Raw genomic sequence first — 17,209 nt, 5'->3', positions numbered from 1 at the left:
GCGCTGACCCATCAACTCACCCAACTCGCCGAACAACACCTCCAGACGATCCACCGGACGCACCACCGGCGAGTCTGGCGCTGCGGTCGAGGACATAACCCCATCAAAACAGAAGGGTCCGACAAGTCTTGGGCCACAATCCATTAGCGACAATGTCGCTGATTCAGATTTGCAGAACGACCCTGTGTTCAATCTCGACTATAGGAAGCGCAATCGACAGTCCTCAGTCAGCGGTCGTTCCTGCGGGCGAGCGTAGCGGCTAGCGGCGCAGACCGGCGAGCATCCGTTCGCGCATCCGTTCGCGCATCGACGGCGCGGGCGCGGCAGCCGCCGCGGCAAGCATGGCCTGCACCGTCGTGAACTTGTCGCGGGGGCGCCGCTCGCCGCCGCGGGCGATCTCCGCGTCGTCGATAGCCGACCACCCTGCGGCGTCGATCACGTCGGGCCGTCGGCTTCGCACGAGCTTGTCCAGCGCGGCCGGTCTGCTCACCGGATCGGCGAGCGCTCCGGCGTTGTAGTCGGCCACCAGGTTGTGCACCGTCTCCCCCGCACAGGACTTGTTGGTTCCGATGAAGCCGGTGGGGCCGCGCTTGATCCAGCCCGCGACATAACTGCCGCGCACTGCTTCACCCGACGCCGGATCGATGACCCGGCCGCCGTCGTTGGGCACGACCGCGGCGCTGTCATCAAACGGAAGATCGCGAATCGCCTTGCCGCGGTAGCCGATCGACGTCAACACCAGTCCGGCGTCGATGCGCCGGACCTCGACGGTGCCAGTCACGGTGAACTCCACACCATGCGCGCGTTGGTCGCCGAGCACTCGGGACGGTGTCAGCTGATAGGCCAGCCGGATCCGGGGCCGTGTTGCCGGTGTAGACCCGTGGCCGAGCTTGGACAGGATCTCCAGCTTGTTGCGCGTCAACGGATCGGTGACGGTCGCGAGGTCGCGGATCACCAGTTCATGGTCGGTTTCGTCCAGCACCACATCGCACTTCGACGTCAGTCCGATCAGTTCCGGCAATGTGAAGGCCGAGTGCGCGGGGCCGCGCCGGGCGGCGATGACGACTTCGGTCACCTTCGAACTGCGCAGCGCCACGAGGGCGTGATCGGAGATGTCGGTGCGCGCCAGGGCATCCGGTTCGGTGGTGAGAATGCGTGCCACATCGAGCGCCACATTGCCGTTACCGACGATCACCACCCGCTCATGACTCAAATCGACTGGCAGATCAGTGAATTCAGGATGTCCGTTGATCCAGGCGACCACCTCGGTGGCGGTACCCGTGCCGGGCCGTCCCATGCCGTCGATGTCGAGGCGGCGATCGTTGGGCGCACCGACGGCGTAGAGCACCGCGTGATGGTGAGCCAGCAGATCGGCGTGCGTCACGTCGGTTCCCACGTCGACGTTGAGGTAGAACGAGAAGCCGGGCAGCCGGGCAATACGATCGAACAGCCGCGTCACCCGTTTTGTGCTCTGGTGATCGGGAGCGACCCCGGCACGCACCAAGCCGTACGGAGTCGGCAACCGCTCGAAGACGTTGACCCGCACACCGCGCTGGGTCAGCAGTTCGTCGGCGGCATACATCGCCGCGGGCCCCGACCCGACTATCGCCACCGTCAACGGCCCGCCGGAACGCGGCGCAACCAGAGGTGCGTCGATCACCGGAGCCAGCTTGGACGTCGGTGGCAGCTTCCCTTCGGGCTTGGGATAGAAGGCGGCGTTGAGCTCGATGAACGGCAGCTGCTCGGGTTCCAGCCGCGTATCCGGTGCGATGGCGCCGACGGGGCACGCCGACACGCACGCTCCGCAGTCGACGCAGGCGACCGGGTCGATGTAGAGCATCTCCGCCGTGGCGAAGCCCGGCTCGTCCGGCGATGGGTGGATACAGTTCACCGGACAGGCGTAGACACAGGACCCGTCGCTGCAACACGACTGGGTTATGACATGTGGCATCTAAATCCCAAGCAGCCCTAGGCGACCGACACCAAGTGCTGGCGGGCCGGTTCGCTGCGATACCGGCTGGGCCGGCCACTGATCCGGCAGATCCGCCAGATGAGTTTCGAAATCGGGTTCATCAGCCCAGTGTCGTCGGCGAGCATCCGGACGTCTCCGAACATGTCGCGCAACATCTGCCGCGACTCGGGTGATTTGAAGAAGATCTCCTTGCGGACCGACCGCGGGATATCGAATTCCTTCCAGAACGCCCGCGGCGGCACGATGATCGCCGAGCACAGCACTCGCATCACGACCGGAACGTAGAGCGACAGCCAGAACCGCTTCCGCCTCGGCAGGCTCGGCACCCGCTTGCGCAGATACTCGTGCGCGAACGAAATGTGCCGCGCCTCCTCCGCCACGTGGATGGCCATCACGCGCTCCATGATCGGATGCAGGGTCTTACCCTCGCGCAGCACGTTTTTCTGGGTGTGATCGATGGGCTCCTCGCCGGCCAGAATGCCGAACCAGAACGGGATCGGTAGCGGCCCCGCGACCAACGGGATGGCCGGCTGGATCCACTTCAGCATCCGGGGCATACCGGGCACGTCGGCACCGATGCGGTTCACCATCTCCTGGAACATCATGGTGTGGTTGCACTCCTCGACCGCCTCGTGCAGGCAGTACCGGTACTCCGGTGAGCCATTCGGCGTCCAGAAGGCGTACTCCATGAGTCCACGGATCAGGATCGACTCGAAATGCAGGCCGACCTTCGCCACGTTGGCCTGACGCCACATGCCGATCTCGATCTGCCGCGCCCTGGACTGGGACTGGTACCAGGCGTGCTGGCCGATCGGGTCGGTCGCGGGCAGGATCCAGCGCTCGTCGTCATCGATCACCGCAAACTCCGCCGAATCCCAGTCGATGTCGGTGTACGGATTGAAGTTGCGCCGCACCGAACCCTCGGACAATGTGGTCAGCATGTCGACGTACGCCTTATCTTCCGGGCCGTCGCCTATTTCCATATTTCGGCGCCAGCGCCTGACCACGCGTGTCCTGGCTTCTTTGACTGCCATCCGAAGCCTCCTAAGTGAGGTTTACGAGCCTTGGTTGTGGAACACGGTACCGCAGGTATCGCATACCGGGAATACCCCTTTCCGGCATGTGTCACACCACGACCCGATCGAACGACTGTGACGGAGACCACATGGTTGAGCTGAAGACGAGAACCGAGATCGACTCGATGGCGGACGCGGGCGCGGTCGTCGCCGAGGCGCTGCGCGCGGTCGTCGAGCACGCGAAACCGGGTATGACCACTGCTGATCTGGACCGCGTCGCCGCCGAGGTGCTGGCACGCCACGGCGCATCCTCGCCGTTTCTCAACTATCACCCACGCTGGGCGCCGACCCCGTTTCCCGGCGTGCTGTGCGTCAGCGTCAACGACGCCGTCGTGCACGGCATCCCGAACGACTATGTGCTCGCCGACGGTGACCTGGTGTCAGCCGACTTCGGCGCCACCCTGCGTGGCTGGACCGGTGACGCGGCGCGCAGTTTCATCGTCGGCACCCCGCGCGACGGGGATGCCGCGCTTATCGAGGTGGCAGATGCGGCGCTGGCGGCTGGCATCGCGGCGGTGCGGCCGGGCAACACCCTTGGCGACGTCGGACACGCGATCGGATCTACTGCCCGCAATGCGGGTTACGGCATGCTCGCCGACCACGGCGGGCACGGCATCGGCCGGACGATGCACGAGGATCCGGACGTGCCCAACGAGGGCAGGCGCGGAAAAGGCATGAAGTTGCGTCCAGGCTTGGTCATCGCGATCGAACCGATGTTGGTCGGCGATGGCACCGATGAGTACCGCCACGACGCGGACGGTTGGACGCTACGGACACTGTCGGGTGCGCGGGCCGCGCACAGCGAACACACCGTGGCCGTTACCGCGGACGGCGCTCGCATCCTCACCAACTGACAGCGAGTCCTACTTTTTCCCGAAGTCACCCGCGACGGTCAGCATGCTGCCGCTTCTCACCGCGGAGAAACCCGCCTCGGTCATTCCGCAGTCGGTGATGACTGCGCGGTGGCCCGGACTGTTCATCCACCAGTTCACGGCGGCGGCCGGGGAACCGCCGGGGCCGTTGGCCCAGAAGACGATCTCCCCGAGATCGGAGTACGACGTGTAGCCGGCGTCGGTGACGCGCTGGACGACAGACGAGCCGTCGGAACCGGTGTGGGCCTGCACGCCGCTTCTGAGCATGTCGTTGGCGTGCCGTGCCGCGGACGCCGTCAACTGTGGATTCGGTGCCACTGGACCGCAACCGCTGGCCGCGCGCGTCGCGTTGATCTGATTGAGCACCGCGCCACCCTCGTCTCCGGAGGCCTGCGCCGGTGCCGCGGCGACCACTGCACCGAAAGCCATCATCGCCGCTGCGCACATCGGCATGAGCGCCGAAACGTTCCCATGACTGATCACGTGCCCCCCAATGGGCTCAGTCCCCGACACATCACATTATGGATACAAATTGGTTCCACTGTGTGTTCTTTACCCACTTTTGCCGAATTTTCTGCATGCGAACCCCGCAGAAAGCACACAAGCCCGGTCACTACTCTTGTGCGCATGGCCGACTTCACGATCCCCGCCGACCTCAAGCCCCGCGATGGCCGCTTCGGCTGCGGACCCTCAAAGGTGCGTCCGGAGCAGTTGGCGGCGCTGGCCGCGGCGGGCGACCTCTTCGGGACTTCGCATCGGCAGGCCCCGGTCAAGAACCTCGTGGGACGGGTCCGCGACGGGCTGAGCCAGCTGTTCTCACTTCCCGACGGCTACGAGGTGATCCTCGGCAACGGCGGCAGCACCGCGTTCTGGGACGCGGCCGCATTCGGGTTGATCGACAAGCGTTCACTGCACCTGACGTACGGCGAGTTCAGCAGCAAGTTCGCCTCGGCGGTGGCGAAGAACCCGTTCGTCGGCGACCCGATTGTCATCAAGGCCGATCCGGGCAGCGCCCCCACACCCCAGTCAGACCCGTCCGTCGACCTCATCGGATGGGCGCACAACGAAACGTCCACGGGAGTCGCGGTTCCCGTGCAGCGACCGCAGGGCTCCGAAGGCGCGCTGATCGCCATCGACGCCACCTCCGCAGCGGGCGGCCTGCCCGTCGACATCACCGACACCGACGCCTACTACTTCGCACCGCAGAAGAATTTCGCCAGCGACGGCGGTCTGTGGGTCGCCATCCTGTCCCCAGCCGCACTCGCCCGCGTCGAGGCGATCGCGGGGTCGGGTCGCTGGGTGCCCGAGTTCCTGTCGTTGCCGATCGCGATCGAGAACAGTCTCAAGAACCAGACCTACAACACCCCGGCGATCGGCACGCTGATCATGTTTGCCGACCAACTCGAATGGATGTTGGGCAACGGCGGCTTGGACTGGGCGGTCAAGCGGACGGCGGACTCGTCGCAGCGGCTGTACAGCTGGGCCGAGGCGTCAAAGGTCGCGACGCCGTTCGTCGCTGACCCCGAGTTGCGGTCGCAGGTGGTCGGCACGGTCGATTTCGTGGATGCGGTCGATGCTGGAGCTGTCGCGGCGACATTGAGAGCCAACGGAATCGTCGACACCGAGCCCTACCGCAAACTCGGCCGCAACCAGTTGCGGGTGGGCATGTTCCCCGCTGTCGATCCAGACGACGTGAGTGCGCTGACCGCATGCATCGATTGGGTTGTGGAACGCCTCTGACCTCTTTGGATGTCTTCGCGCAAGCGCGTTCATCCCCAGGCGTGTCTACCCGGTAACAGGCAGATAACGCAGTAGGGTCGCTTGATCGGGCATCGTAGGGGCCCGGAGGAGGTCGTGATGCGAGAACTCAGAGTCGTCGGACTGGACATCGACGGCAAACGAATCATCTGCGAGGCCGACGGCTCCGGCGAGAAGTTCACCTTGTTCCCCGATGACCGGTTGCGGGCCGCCGTGCGCGGCGACAAGAGCGGTTCTCATTCTCCGCAAAATTCCTCTCAAATCAACGACGAGGTTCCAAGCGTGCTGCGTCCCAAAGAGATTCAGGCCAAGATCCGTGCGGGTGCATCCGTCGAGCAGGTCGCGGCGGCCTCGGGAGTCGACTTGGCGCGCGTCGAGAGATTTGCCCATCCGGTCCTGCTGGAACGTTCGAGGGCGGCCGAGCTGGCAACCGCGGCGCATCCCGTGCTTATCGACGGCCCCTCGATACTGACACTCCTGGAGACGGTGACGACGTCGCTGATCGCCCGCGGCCTGAGTGCCGAGGACACCAACTGGGACGCCTGGCGCAACGAAGACGGGCGCTGGACCGTGCAGATGGCGTGGAAGGCGGGCCTGTCCGACAACACCGCGCACTTCCGGTTCACCCCCGGCGCGCACGGCGGCACCGTCACGGCACTCGATGACGCGGCATCCGAGCTCATCGACCCGAACTTCGCACGTCCACTGCGACCGGTGGCCGCGGTCCCACATTTCGAGTTGGAAGACGCACCCGAACCGCTCCCCGAGCCTGAGGTCGAGCCCCAACCGGAACCACCCGCGGCGCCGAAACCGCGCGCACGCAAGGGCAAGCCACCGGTGCCCGCGTGGGAGGACGTGCTGCTGGGGGTGCGGTCCAGCGGCCAGCGTTGAGTCTTGACCTGAACTTGTGTTGAGATCCGTTATCCCCCAAGCGCGATGGCGAGGACGGCAACCCATGAGCAGGCCACGCCGACCGCGGCGCCCAGCACAAACCAGCGCCAGACCGGTCGCTTACGCCATTCCCACACAGTCGGAGTCAGGCCACCGACGGCGACCAGGTTGAGGCCGATGGCCAGCAGCGGATGCACCTTCATCAGTCCCACGCTGAGTACCACGATCGCGGCCGCGGTGACTGCGGCGACGAAGGCGGCGACCGTAAGGCCCATCGCCCACGGGGTCGATTCGTCGGTCACGGTGTCAATCTAGCCCGTTCGTAGAAGGCCAGCGCCGCGGCGGTAGCGACGTTGAGCGAGTCGGTGCCCCTCGACATCGGAATGCGCACGCGCATGTCACTGGCGCGCATCGCGCGCTCGGACAGCCCGGGTCCTTCGGCGCCGACGAGCACCGCCAGCCGCTGATCGGCGACGTCGGCCATCGCATCGGCCAGGGTGCCGGCCGCGGGATCGGGCGTCATAGCGAGGAGGCGAAACTCGTTGTTCCGCAACGTCTCAAGGTCGTCAGGCCACGCCGCCCACGCATACGGAACCAGCAACGCGTGGCCCATCGACACCCGGACGGCGCGTCGGTACAGCGGGTCGGCACATCCGCCGCCGAAGACGATCGCGTCGACGTCGAGGCCGGCGGCGTTGCGGAAGATCGAGCCGAGATTCTCGTGATCGTTGACTCCCTCGAGGACGGCAACGGTTCTGGCGTCCTCGAGCACCTGCGGTACGGACAGTTCCGGTGGGCGCGACGCCGACGCCAGCACGCCCCGGTTGAGGTGAAACCCCACGACGTCGGCCATCACATCGGCAGCGGCGCGAAAGTACGGTGCCGCAACGCCGTTGAGGTCAGTACCCAACTCGGTCAGGCGCCGGTCGGTGCCCAGCAGCGCCCGCGGGATGAACCGCGACACCAGCATCCGCTGCACCACCAGCACGCCCTCGGCAATCACCAAGCCCTTGCCGGAGGGCAGGTCGGGCCTGCGGTCGGTGCTGTTGAGATCCCGGAAGTCGTCCAGCCGCGGATCTTCCGGGTCGGTGACGTCGATTACTTCTGACAATCCCCGCTCGCTACGCTCGTGCCCGCCGGATGCCGCTCACGCGCTTTCGTCGACTATCGCTGACATCAAGTCGGCGGCCGTCAGGAGTGCCTCACGTTGCTCATCATCAAGTTTGTCCAGCCGTTGCGTCAGCCACTCCTGGCTTGCGCGACGCTCGGCGTTGATCAGGTCGATCCCCTCCGGTGAGACCGAAATCAGGACCTGGCGACGGTCGACCGGATGAGCCATGCGCACAACAAGACCCAACTCACACAGGGAGGCGATCACCCGCGTCATCGACGGCGGACGGACCCGTTCGCGCTCGGCTAACGCGCCAGGCGTCATCGCACCCTCCTTGGCGAGGGTGGACAACGCCGACAACTGCGAAAGCGAAACGTGGGAATCCGGACGTCGGAAGCGCAATTGGCGTGCCAGCCGGATGACCGCGAGGGAAAGATCACTCGCCAGCCGACCGTCGGGATCTTTCACGAGGCAAAGAGTACATAGCTGGACTGAAGAAAAGGAGACTTATGGGTTAGGTTCTGATCGATGACGCCGCAACCCCCCTCCCTGCCGGCGGGCCTGCTCAAGCAGTGGCCGGTGATCGCCGTGATCACTGCCGCCTGGCTGGTCGCCACGTTGTTAGCGTTCACGGTGCCCGGGCTGCATGAATTCCGCCCGTTCACGGTGGCCGGTCTCGGCGTCGGCGTGCTTGGCACATCGATCTTTCTGTGGCAGCGTTCGGCAGTGCGGCGCGGATCGCGCGGCGCGCAGAGCGGACTTGACTGAATTCGCCGACATGCCAAGGAGGTAGCGATGGCAGAGCCTCTGTTGCAAGCACAGATCGAAATAGCCGCCCCGGTAACGAAAGTCTGGTCCTTGGTCTCCGACCTGAGCCGGATGCCGCAGTGGAGCCCGCAGTGCCGGCTGATGAAGACATTCGGTGGCCCGCTGCGCCAGGGCAGCCGAACGATAAACCTCAACCGGCGTAAGTACCTGATGTGGCCGACCACCAGTCGCATCACTGAGTTCATCCCGGACAAGAAGCTGGCCTTCCGGGTCAACGAGAACGGGACCGTCTGGAGCTACGAGCTCGAACCGACAGCGACCGGTACCCGGTTGACCGAGACCAGGCACGCGGAGAACGGTGTCTCGGCCTTTTCCAACATGTCGGTGAACGCGTTGATGGGTGGCGTGCCCAGTTTCGAGCGCGAACTCGTCGACGGAATGAACGAATCTCTGTCGCGGATCAAGGCCGCGGCCGAAAGCTAATCAGCCGACTCGGTGAGTTCCACCACGCCGTCGTCGTAAGGATCGAAGAGCGGAGAACCGCTGCCGGGCGGTTGCGGCGTATCAGAATGTGCGCCGCAGCCGTACTCGGCGTCGACCACCTGGCCGTCGGCGGACATCTCGTTGGCGCACACTCCGAACATCAGTCCCAGCGACCCTGAAATCGGGAGATAGAACCCGCAGTCGCGGCAGACGCGCCGCGTGGACCGAGCCATCGCCGAACCGGGACCGTGCTCACCGTCATGCCAGCGCTGTGCTGCGTCGGCGCGGCCCCAGGGACCGAGCACCTGCTTTCGGCCGAAGCCCACCTCTGCGGCTACCTCGTCGACCTCAGGGTCGCCGCTGGACATGAAGCCTGGTACGAGCCGGGGGTCATCGGCGGGCGGAGCGAGCAGATCGCCGGGACTCAAATCACCGGGCTTGACCCGCTCGTTCCAGGGCACCCATTTCGGTGCGAGCAATGCCGTTGGGCCCGGCACCAGCACGACTTCGCTGATGGTGGCGTGATCCGCGCCAGGGCACGCGGCCATGACGACGGCCCACTGCCAGCCGCGATAGCCGGGCATGTCGGCGAGGAACCGGTGGGTGGCCGCGGTCGGATCGTCGAAGCCGGCGCCCAGGTACTCCCCGACGGTGCCTTCACCGCTGTACTCGATGATCGCCGCGCGCGCGTCATCGACGGAGCCCAAAAGCACCGTCTCCAGGTCAGGCCGGGCCTCGGGATCCCCGGTGGGGGATGCCAGGCCGGGCTCGGCGGATTCCGTCGCGCTGTCCATTGCCATTGATTTTGCCGTAGTGATGAACAAGTAGCCACACCGGTCGGCTGCACGCACGCTGTCGGCTCGATGGGGGAGAATCTTTTCTGTGACCGGACCGCGTCGTGACGACAGGGATTCGGCGGGTCGGCGTGAGGATCGCTACTACCCGCCTCGCCCACCCGCCGACGCCGGTGAACAACACCCGGGGATGGCCAATTACCCCAGCGACCCCGGCGATGGCGGCTTCCGCCGGTCGCGGTCGAATCCGATGCCAAGCGCCAACCGCTGGCTGCCGCCGCTCGACGAGTCGGCCCGATCGCACCCGTCCGGGCCGTCCTCGCGCTACATCGGCACCGGCGCGGGCGAACGCGTCACGGTGACCAGGGCGGCCGCGCAACGCAGTCGCGAAATGGGCTCCAAGATGTACGGCCTGGTGCACCGCGCCGCCACGGCCGACGGCGCCGACAAGTCCGGACTGACCGCGTTGACGTGGCCGGTGGTCGCGAACTTCGCCGTCGATGCCGCGATGGCCGTCGCGTTGGCCGACACCCTGTTCTTCGCGGCGGCTTCGGGTGAGAGCAAGGGCAAGGTCGCGCTGTACTTGCTGATCACCATCGCACCGTTCGCCGTCATCGCCCCCCTGATCGGGCCAGCGCTCGACCGGCTGCAGCACGGTCGCCGGGTCGCATTAGCCACCTCCTTCATATTGCGCACGGCGCTGGTGGTGGTGTTGATCGCCAACTTCGACGGCGCCACCGGCAGCTTCCCGCCGTGGGTTCTATACCCATGCGCATTGGGAATGATGGTGCTGTCCAAGTCATTCAGCGTGTTGCGCAGCGCGGTGACGCCCCGGGTGCTGCCGCCGTCCATCGACCTGGTCCGGGTGAACTCGCGGCTGACGATGTTCGGTCTGCTCGGTGGAACCATGGTCGGCGGCGCGGTCGCTGCGGCCGCCCAATACTCGTTCCGGGTATTGGAACTGCCCGGCGCGCTGTACGTCGTCGTCGCCGTCTCGGTTGCCGGCGCGGCACTGGCGATGCGGATCCCCAAATGGGTCGAGGTCACCGCAGGTGAGGTCCCGGCGACGCTGAGTTACCACGGCCGCACCGGTGAACTGCGCCGCGATCCCGCGTCGCGCAAGTCGGCACCGGCACGACAACCGTTGGGCCGCAACACCATCACCGCGCTGTGGGGCAACTGCACCATCAAGGTGATGGTGGGCTTCCTCTTCCTCTACCCCGCGTTCTACGCCAAGTCGCACGACGCCAGCGGTTGGGAACAGCTACGCATCCTCGGACTGATCGGCGCGGCCGCCGCGATCGGCAACTTCGCTGGCAATTTGGCGAGCGCGCGCATGCAGCTCGGCCACCCCGCACAGATGGTCGTGCGCTGCGCCATCGCGGTCACCGCGAGCGCACTGGCCACCGCCGTCGCAGGCAATCTGCTGGTCGCCGCGATCGGCACGCTGATCACGTCCGGTGCGAGTGCGATCGCGAAGGCGTCACTCGACGCGTCGTTACAGGACGACCTGCCCGAACGATCACGCGCATCTGCCTTCGGACGTTCAGAGTCGTTGTTGCAACTGGCGTGGGTCGCCGGCGGGGCGATCGGCGTGCTGATCTACACCCAGCTGTGGGTGGGCTTCACCGGTGTCAGCGTGGTCCTGATCCTCGGCCTGGCCCAGACGGTGGTGAGCTATCGCGGTGAATCGCTGATACCCGGCCTCGGCGGCAATCGACCGGTGCTGGCCGAGCAGGAGGGCGGGCGCCGCGCCGACAACGCGGCGGTGGCGTCGGAGTGAATCGCGTCCTGGCCGTACTGGCGGTCGTGGTGGTCGTCGCGGCTGCCGCGACCGGAGCGCTGATCTGGCGCCTGTCCCAGCATCCACCGCCGGCGCATCCGGAGATCAGCGCGTACGCGGACGGCCAATTGGTTCGGATCGGCCCATACAGCTACTGCGACGTGGTCAACCTCAACGACTGCGAAACCCCGCACACAGTAGGCGAACTCGCCGTCGACGGACGCCATCCGGTGCAGTTGTCCGTGCCGCCTGCGATCGCAGGCGCTCCGTGGTTGCTCGGTCGCAAGTACGAGGGTTCCGACGTGCTCGAGGAGTTCCGGCCTGACAGCACGCTGGCGGTCACCATTCCCACCGTCGACCCGCACCGCGGTAAGCTGACCGGCTTCGTCGTCCAACTGCCAACGCTCGTCGTCGACCAGGACGGCAATGAGTTTCCGTCGTGGCACGCGGAGTGGTCGGTGCGAACCGTCTGGCCTCAGCCCGCCCCGTGACCGACGGGCACGCGTTCGCCGTCGCGCGTCGGACCCGGCGGGGTGCCATCGCCAAACGGCCTGCTGCCCAACGCCTCCCGGCCGTGCGGCGTGAGCCAGTTCGAGAGATCCGGGCCCTTCGGCACGATCTGAGTCGGGTTGATGTCGGAGTGCACCATGTAGTAGTGCTGCTTGATCTGAACGAAATCGGTGGTGTCCCCGAAGCCCGGAGTCTGGAACAGGTCACGGGCATAGGCCCATAACACCGGCGACTCCGACAGCTTGTTCCGGTTGCACTTGAAGTGTCCGTGGTAGACGGGGTCGAATCGGGCCAGGGTCGTAAACAACCGCACATCGGCCTCGGTGATGGTGTCGCCGACCAGATATCGCTGATTCTCGAGCCGTTCGGAGAGCCAGTCCAGCGCGGTGAACAACCGGTCATAGGCCTTCTCGTAGGCGTCCTGAGAGCCGGCGAAACCGCACCGGTATACGCCGTTGTTGACCTCGGTGTAGATGCGCTGGGCGACCTCGTCGATCTCGTCGCGCAGTTCTTCTGGATACAGCTGTGGCGCACCTTCGCGGTGGAACTTCGTCCACTCGGTGGAGAAGTCGAGCGTCATCTGGGCGAAGTCGTTGGTGACCACCTCCCCGGTCGGCACGTCGACGATCGAGGGCACCGTGATCCCCTTCTCGTAGTCGGGGAAGCGCCTCAGGAAGGCGTCTTTGAGCCGCGGAATATTCAGAACCGGGTCGACACCTCCCGGGTCGAGGTCGAAGGTCCAGCTGTCCTGGTCGTGGGTGGGGCCGCAAAAGCCAATGGAGAGACTGTCTTCCAGCCCCAGCAGCCGTCGGACGATGATCGTGCGGTTGGCCCACGGGCAGGCGCGCGCGACGACCAGCCGGTACCGTCCGGCCTCGACGGGATACCCGTCGCGACCGTCGGCGGTGATGCGCGTGGTGATGTAGTTCGTGTCGCGGTTGAAATCGCCGCCGCTGGAGACATAGCTCATGCCGTCATCCTTCCCGCCGAATCTGAACATATGCAAAGGGCCAGGGCAAATTTCTTGCACAAGCTCAGATTCGCCGGAACGGATTGGGCAAGCATGTCGTCATATCGGCGTGGACTGGCCGTTTCTGGGAAGTGAGGCGCTAGCTGCTGGCGTTGTTACTCGCCATGAACTCGCCACGCGCTACGAAGCGATCTTCCGCAACGTATACATACCTCGCGGCAAGGTCCTCACGCCCGTACAAAAGGCGCACGCCGCCTGGCTGTGGTCGCGGCGCAAGGCGACTCTCGTCAGCGTTTCAGCGGCGGCGGTACACGGTGCGAAGTGGATCGACGCGCGGCTACCTGCGGAACTCAATCAACTCAGCCAGCACAAGACCAGAGGCATTGTGCTGCACAGCGACACGCTGGCGCCCGACGAGATCACCACGGTGCGTGGCATACCGGTAACGACACCTGTACGGACTGCTTTCGACCTCGGCCGTCGATACGGACGAACACTCGCTGTCATCCGTGTCGACGCTCTGCTCCAATCTACGAACCTGAAGTTGGCCGACATCGACGCACTGATCGACCGCCATCGCGGCGTGCGAGGAATCGTGCAACTACGCGAAGTCCTCGCGCTCGCCGACGACGGTGCGGAGTCGCCGCAGGAAACGCGAACCCGCCTGTTGCTCACCGGCGCCGGCCTCAGGCCGCGGCGGACACAGATCGATGTCTTCAATCCCTTCGGTGACCATGTGCGTCGTATCGATATGGGATGGCCGACGTGGAAGGTCGGCGTCGAGTACGACGGCGAACAACATTGGACAGATCCAGTCATTCGCGCCAGAGATATCGACCAGCAAGCCGAACTTCAGGCATTGGCCTGGCGCATCATCCGGGTCAGCGCAGAAATTCTTCGTTACCGGCCCAACACCATCGTGGACCGTACGCGGAATGCGCTACGCGCCGCCGGAGCGCCGATCTAACCGCCGAAACTGAACTTATGCAGCCATTTTCGATGAATCTCCTGCAGAAGTTCAGTTTCGGCGCCAAGCCGGATTAGGCGTCGAGTTCGCTTGCGACGGCGCGGACCACTTCGGACACTCGCCGCGCGACCTTGCGGTCGGGGTAACGGCCCTTGCGCAGCTCAGGCTGAACAGCCCCTTCCAGCAGCGTGATCATGTCCTCGACCATGCCGTGCAGTTCGTCGGGCGTGTGCTTGTGCTCGGCGGCGGCGGCCTCACGCCGGGTGCGCGTGAGGCTCGGCGGCGCATCGATGAGCTTCACGCTCAACGCCTGCGGGCCACGACGACCGGCGGCCATGCCGAACTCGACCTTCTGCCCGGCCTTGAGTCCCTCGACACCGGACGGCAGCGCCGACGACCGGACGTAAACGTCCTCGCCGTCCTCCTGCGACAGAAAGCCGAAGCCCTTTTCGGCGTCGTACCACTTAACCCGGCCGGTCGGCACTCGTCTCACCTGCTTGTCTTCTAAAGCGCTGAACAAAAGGAAAGCGTCCCGTGCGCAGGGACGCGTCCGTGGCGATCTTACTCGGACCTCGAACCGACCTCACCCGCTTTACTCGGTAGGCTGGAACGACCGCTGGAGGGAAGATGCGCCTGATCCTGAACGTCATATGGTTGATCTTCGGTGGCCTCTGGCTGGCGTTGGGTTATCTCCTTGCGGCGCTGATCTGCTTCATCCTGATCATCACGATTCCATTCGGTTTCGCGGCGCTGCGCATTGCGTCCTATGCATTGTGGCCATTCGGCCGCACTATTGTCGACATGCCGGGGACACGTCCAGGTGCACTGATCGGCAACATCATCTGGGTCATCCTGTTCGGTATCTGGCTGGCCATCGGCCACGTGGTCACTGCGGTCGCGATGGCGGTCACGATCATCGGCATTCCGCTGGCGCTGGCCAACCTCAAGATGATCCCGATCTCGCTACTGCCCTTGGGTAAGGAGATAGTTCCGGTGGACAGCCTCAACCGCCAGGGCGACCGGCCAGTCGGTGTCGCGGAATGACGGTCATCGACCTCGGGGTGCCGTCGTTGGGCCCGGCCCGCCCTGCGCCAACCGACGGCCCACTGGTCGATACCTTCGGCCGTATCGCCACCGACCTGCGGGTGTCGCTGACCGACCGATGCAACCTGCGCTGCACTTACTGCATGCCGGCCGACGGACTGGACTGGCTCCCTGGCGAGCAGTTGCTGTCGTCGGCTGAACTGATGCGGCTGCTGGGTATCGCCGTGACGAGGCTCGGAATCACCAGCGTGCGGTTCACCGGCGGCGAGCCGCTGGTCTCGAAAAACCTGGACGGCATCGTCGCGGCCACCGCGTCACTGCGACCGCGGCCCGAAATAACCTTGACCACCAACGGAATTGGGCTGGCCAAGCGCGCAGCGAAGTTGAAGCAGGCCGGGCTGAACCGGATCAACGTGTCGCTGGACACGGTCGACGCTGCACGGTTCGCCCAAATCACCCGCCGCGACCGGCTTGGCGATGTGCTCGCCGGCCTCGAGGCCGCCAAGGCCGCCGGATTGAATCCGGTCAAGGTGAATGCGGTGCTCGATCCGATCACAGGTCTCGACGATGCGGTCGAACTGCTTCGGTTCTGCGTCGACAACGGATACCAGCTGCGCATCATCGAGCAGATGCCCCTCGACGCGGACCACCAGTGGGAGCGCGGCAAGGCCATCGGCGCCGACGACGTCCTCACCGCCCTGCGTCGGCATTTCGATCTGACCCCTGACTCGAAGCCGCGCGGTTCGGCGCCCGCGGAGCTGTGGCGGGTCGACGGCGACCGCGGCACGGTGGGCATCATCGCCTCGGTGTCACACGCGTTCTGCGCGGCGTGCGACCGCACGCGCCTCACCGCGGACGGCCAGGTTCGCAACTGCCTGTTCGCGCGGCAGGAGACCGACCTGCGCCACCTGATGCGCACCGGTGTCGACGACGACGGCCTCGAAGCGGCGTGGCGCGCTGCGATGTGGGTCAAGGCCGCCGGGCACGGCATCAACGACCCCGACTTCGTCCAGCCGGACCGCCCGATGAGCGCAATCGGCGGGTAGCCCATGACCACTTCTTCGGAGACCGCCGAGATTGAGGTGATCGTTCGGTTTTTCGCCGCGGCGAGGGCTGCCGCGGGTAACGAATCCGAGACGATCCGGATTCGGCGGGGCACGACACTCGCCGAACTGGTGGCTCAACTCAGCGTGCGCGACGAGAATCTCGCGAAAGTATTGATGCGCTGCTCGTTTCTCTGCGACAGCGTGGCCGTCCGCGACGCCGACGTGGCGCTCACCAACGCGCAGACCGTCGATGTTCTTCCGCCCTTCGCCGGCGGTTAATGGTGATATGCGTCACATAACAAAATGGTCACAAACTGGCTACGAGGTGGTGGCGTGCCGCAAACACCTGCGAGAACGTTCCGATCTCCTGCGGGTTTAGAGCTCTATTAGGATTTGCCGCTGGCGAAAACGCCGTTATCTGCAAAAGATGACGCTCGCCTGCACAGCCATTACGGTCAACTCCCAAGTCCCTCGACCTCAATCGGGTGACCCGCTGCGCCCCGATCGCGCCGAGCTCCGTCCAGTCGGGACCCAGCCAACGACGAACACATTTGGACGGAGGCGGGGGACCCACCGGTCCACCGAAACAGAAGGACCTGGAGCTGATTTCAGCTCCTTGGGGTGAAGCCGGCATCGTTTCGACGCCGCCGGCCGGGCAACCTCTCCAGCCCGAACCCGACAGCTGACCTCGCGGGCGCCGAAGAGAGGAAACAACCGCACCTATGAGTGGACGGCATCGCAAGCCCACTGCATCGGCCGTAAACGTCGCGAAGATCGCCTTCACGGGTGCCGTCATCGGCACCGGAGGCCTCGCACTCGCCGGGCAGGCCAACGCAGCCACCGACGGCGAATGGGATCAGGTCGCCAAGTGCGAATCCGGCGGCAACTGGGCCATCAACACCGGCAACGGATACCACGGCGGACTTCAGTTCTCGCCGAGCACCTGGAGTGGCCACGGCGGCGGCGAGTATGCGCCGTCGGCATTCCTGGCCACGAAGGAAGAACAGATCGCTGTCGCTGAGCGCGTGCTTGCCGGTCAGGGCAAGGGCGCCTGGCCGTCATGCGGCGGACCGCTCTCCGCGCCCACCCCGCGCAACGTCGTCGACGATGCGATCGCGAACCTGAACAACCTGCTGCCGCCTGCGCCCCCCAACCCCTTTGCGC

At 65.5% G+C, this 17,209-nt stretch carries 21 protein-coding genes and 1 riboswitch; of the genes, 12 read left to right on the top strand and 9 right to left on the bottom strand.

Going from position 1 to position 17,209, the window contains the following annotated elements; all coding sequences use genetic code 11:
• Positions 1-259 precede the first annotated feature (259 nt).
• Together CSQ99_RS29265 and CSQ99_RS29260 are read right to left on the bottom strand one after the other, a co-directional pair.
• Complete coding sequence (locus tag CSQ99_RS29265; protein WP_099042480.1) at positions 260-1,951, bottom strand: FAD-dependent oxidoreductase; 1,692 nt, start codon at positions 1,949-1,951, stop codon at positions 260-262.
• A gap of 17 nt (positions 1,952-1,968) precedes the next feature.
• Positions 1,969-3,006, bottom strand: a complete 1,038-nt coding sequence (locus CSQ99_RS29260) for an AurF N-oxygenase family protein (protein WP_099042479.1) — start codon at positions 3,004-3,006, stop codon at positions 1,969-1,971.
• A gap of 131 nt (positions 3,007-3,137) precedes the next feature.
• Here CSQ99_RS29260 and map point away from each other — a divergent pair, with 131 nt between their 5' ends.
• On the top strand, positions 3,138-3,902 hold the full coding sequence (map, locus tag CSQ99_RS29255; protein WP_099042478.1) for a type I methionyl aminopeptidase: 765 nt from the start codon (positions 3,138-3,140) through the stop codon (positions 3,900-3,902).
• Between the two features lie 9 nt (positions 3,903-3,911).
• Here map and CSQ99_RS29250 read toward each other — a convergent pair whose 3' ends face one another.
• Positions 3,912-4,403 (bottom strand): CAP domain-containing protein, encoded by a 492-nt coding sequence (locus tag CSQ99_RS29250; protein ID WP_245909148.1) that lies wholly within the window; start codon positions 4,401-4,403, stop codon positions 3,912-3,914.
• A gap of 144 nt (positions 4,404-4,547) precedes the next feature.
• Between CSQ99_RS29250 and serC the strand changes: the two genes are divergently transcribed.
• Both serC and sepH read left to right on the top strand, forming a co-directional pair.
• On the top strand, positions 4,548-5,660 hold the full coding sequence (gene serC, locus CSQ99_RS29245; RefSeq protein WP_099042476.1) for a phosphoserine transaminase: 1,113 nt from the start codon (positions 4,548-4,550) through the stop codon (positions 5,658-5,660).
• 117 nt (positions 5,661-5,777) lie between these two features.
• On the top strand, positions 5,778-6,569 hold the full coding sequence (gene sepH / locus CSQ99_RS29240; RefSeq protein WP_099042475.1) for a septation protein SepH: 792 nt from the start codon (positions 5,778-5,780) through the stop codon (positions 6,567-6,569).
• 29 nt (positions 6,570-6,598) lie between these two features.
• Here sepH and CSQ99_RS29235 read toward each other — a convergent pair whose 3' ends face one another.
• From CSQ99_RS29235 to CSQ99_RS29225, 3 genes are read right to left on the bottom strand one after another with little or no spacing between them, the layout of a single operon-like run.
• A complete protein-coding gene (locus CSQ99_RS29235; protein WP_099042474.1) occupies positions 6,599-6,871 on the bottom strand; it encodes a DUF2537 domain-containing protein in 273 nt (90 codons plus the stop codon).
• On the bottom strand, positions 6,868-7,680 hold the full coding sequence (locus CSQ99_RS29230; RefSeq protein ID WP_099042473.1) for a TrmH family RNA methyltransferase: 813 nt from the start codon (positions 7,678-7,680) through the stop codon (positions 6,868-6,870). The genes CSQ99_RS29235 and CSQ99_RS29230 overlap by 4 nt, the downstream gene beginning before the upstream one ends.
• A 36-nt stretch (positions 7,681-7,716) precedes the next feature.
• The gene (locus CSQ99_RS29225; RefSeq protein WP_099042472.1) at positions 7,717-8,148 is read right to left on the bottom strand and encodes an Rv0880 family HTH-type transcriptional regulator; all 432 of its coding nucleotides are present in this window, start codon (positions 8,146-8,148) and stop codon (positions 7,717-7,719) included.
• 60 nt (positions 8,149-8,208) lie between these two features.
• Here CSQ99_RS29225 and CSQ99_RS29220 point away from each other — a divergent pair, with 60 nt between their 5' ends.
• Together CSQ99_RS29220 and CSQ99_RS29215 are read left to right on the top strand one after the other, a co-directional pair.
• Positions 8,209-8,448 (top strand): DUF2530 domain-containing protein, encoded by a 240-nt coding sequence (locus CSQ99_RS29220; protein ID WP_099042471.1) that lies wholly within the window; start codon positions 8,209-8,211, stop codon positions 8,446-8,448.
• Between the two features lie 27 nt (positions 8,449-8,475).
• The gene (locus tag CSQ99_RS29215) at positions 8,476-8,931 is read left to right on the top strand and encodes an SRPBCC family protein (RefSeq protein WP_099042470.1); all 456 of its coding nucleotides are present in this window, start codon (positions 8,476-8,478) and stop codon (positions 8,929-8,931) included.
• Here the strand turns inward: CSQ99_RS29215 and CSQ99_RS29210 are convergent.
• Positions 8,928-9,725, bottom strand: coding sequence for a DUF3027 domain-containing protein (locus tag CSQ99_RS29210; protein ID WP_425437892.1), 798 nt, complete (start codon positions 9,723-9,725; stop codon positions 8,928-8,930). The two genes, CSQ99_RS29215 and CSQ99_RS29210, sit on opposite strands and share 4 nt — an antisense overlap.
• Positions 9,726-9,915: 190 nt before the next feature.
• Here CSQ99_RS29210 and CSQ99_RS29205 point away from each other — a divergent pair, with 190 nt between their 5' ends.
• Positions 9,916-11,508, top strand: a complete 1,593-nt coding sequence (locus tag CSQ99_RS29205; protein ID WP_176561282.1) for an MFS transporter — start codon at positions 9,916-9,918, stop codon at positions 11,506-11,508.
• Entirely contained in the window at positions 11,505-11,999 is a 495-nt protein-coding gene (locus CSQ99_RS29200; protein WP_099042468.1) for a DUF2771 domain-containing protein, read from the top strand. Before CSQ99_RS29205 ends, CSQ99_RS29200 begins: the two co-directional genes overlap by 4 nt.
• Here the strand turns inward: CSQ99_RS29200 and CSQ99_RS29195 are convergent.
• A complete protein-coding gene (locus CSQ99_RS29195; RefSeq protein ID WP_099042481.1) occupies positions 11,984-12,988 on the bottom strand; it encodes a glutathione S-transferase family protein in 1,005 nt (334 codons plus the stop codon). The two genes, CSQ99_RS29200 and CSQ99_RS29195, sit on opposite strands and share 16 nt — an antisense overlap.
• A 103-nt stretch (positions 12,989-13,091) precedes the next feature.
• On the opposite strand from CSQ99_RS29195, the gene CSQ99_RS29190 reads away from it, so the two are divergent.
• The gene (locus tag CSQ99_RS29190; protein WP_245909149.1) at positions 13,092-13,955 is read left to right on the top strand and encodes an endonuclease domain-containing protein; all 864 of its coding nucleotides are present in this window, start codon (positions 13,092-13,094) and stop codon (positions 13,953-13,955) included.
• A 73-nt stretch (positions 13,956-14,028) separates the two neighbouring features.
• Here CSQ99_RS29190 and CSQ99_RS29185 read toward each other — a convergent pair whose 3' ends face one another.
• Positions 14,029-14,439 carry a cold-shock protein gene (locus CSQ99_RS29185; protein WP_006241503.1) on the bottom strand — a complete coding sequence of 137 codons (411 nt, stop codon included), beginning with the start codon at positions 14,437-14,439 and terminating at the stop codon, positions 14,029-14,031.
• Positions 14,440-14,582: 143 nt separating this feature from the next.
• Between CSQ99_RS29185 and CSQ99_RS29180 the strand changes: the two genes are divergently transcribed.
• From CSQ99_RS29180 to CSQ99_RS29165, 4 genes are all read left to right on the top strand, one after another.
• Complete coding sequence (locus CSQ99_RS29180) at positions 14,583-14,999, top strand: YccF domain-containing protein (RefSeq protein WP_099042466.1); 417 nt, start codon at positions 14,583-14,585, stop codon at positions 14,997-14,999.
• Positions 14,996-16,045, top strand: a complete 1,050-nt coding sequence (gene moaA / locus CSQ99_RS29175) for a GTP 3',8-cyclase MoaA (RefSeq protein ID WP_099042465.1) — start codon at positions 14,996-14,998, stop codon at positions 16,043-16,045. The genes CSQ99_RS29180 and moaA overlap by 4 nt, the downstream gene beginning before the upstream one ends.
• 3 nt (positions 16,046-16,048) lie before the next feature.
• Entirely contained in the window at positions 16,049-16,324 is a 276-nt protein-coding gene (locus tag CSQ99_RS29170; protein WP_099042464.1) for a MoaD/ThiS family protein, read from the top strand.
• A 250-nt stretch (positions 16,325-16,574) separates the two neighbouring features.
• Positions 16,575-16,757: riboswitch (cyclic di-AMP (ydaO/yuaA leader) on the top strand.
• A gap of 10 nt (positions 16,758-16,767) precedes the next feature.
• The coding region (locus tag CSQ99_RS29165; protein ID WP_141562750.1) for a transglycosylase family protein at positions 16,768-17,209 on the top strand (442 nt) is incomplete at its 3' end.

Source organism: Mycobacterium neglectum (assembly GCF_002591975.1).
GTDB lineage: Bacteria > Actinomycetota > Actinomycetes > Mycobacteriales > Mycobacteriaceae > Mycobacterium > Mycobacterium neglectum.
This window is presented reverse-complemented; position numbering and strand designations above follow the sequence as displayed.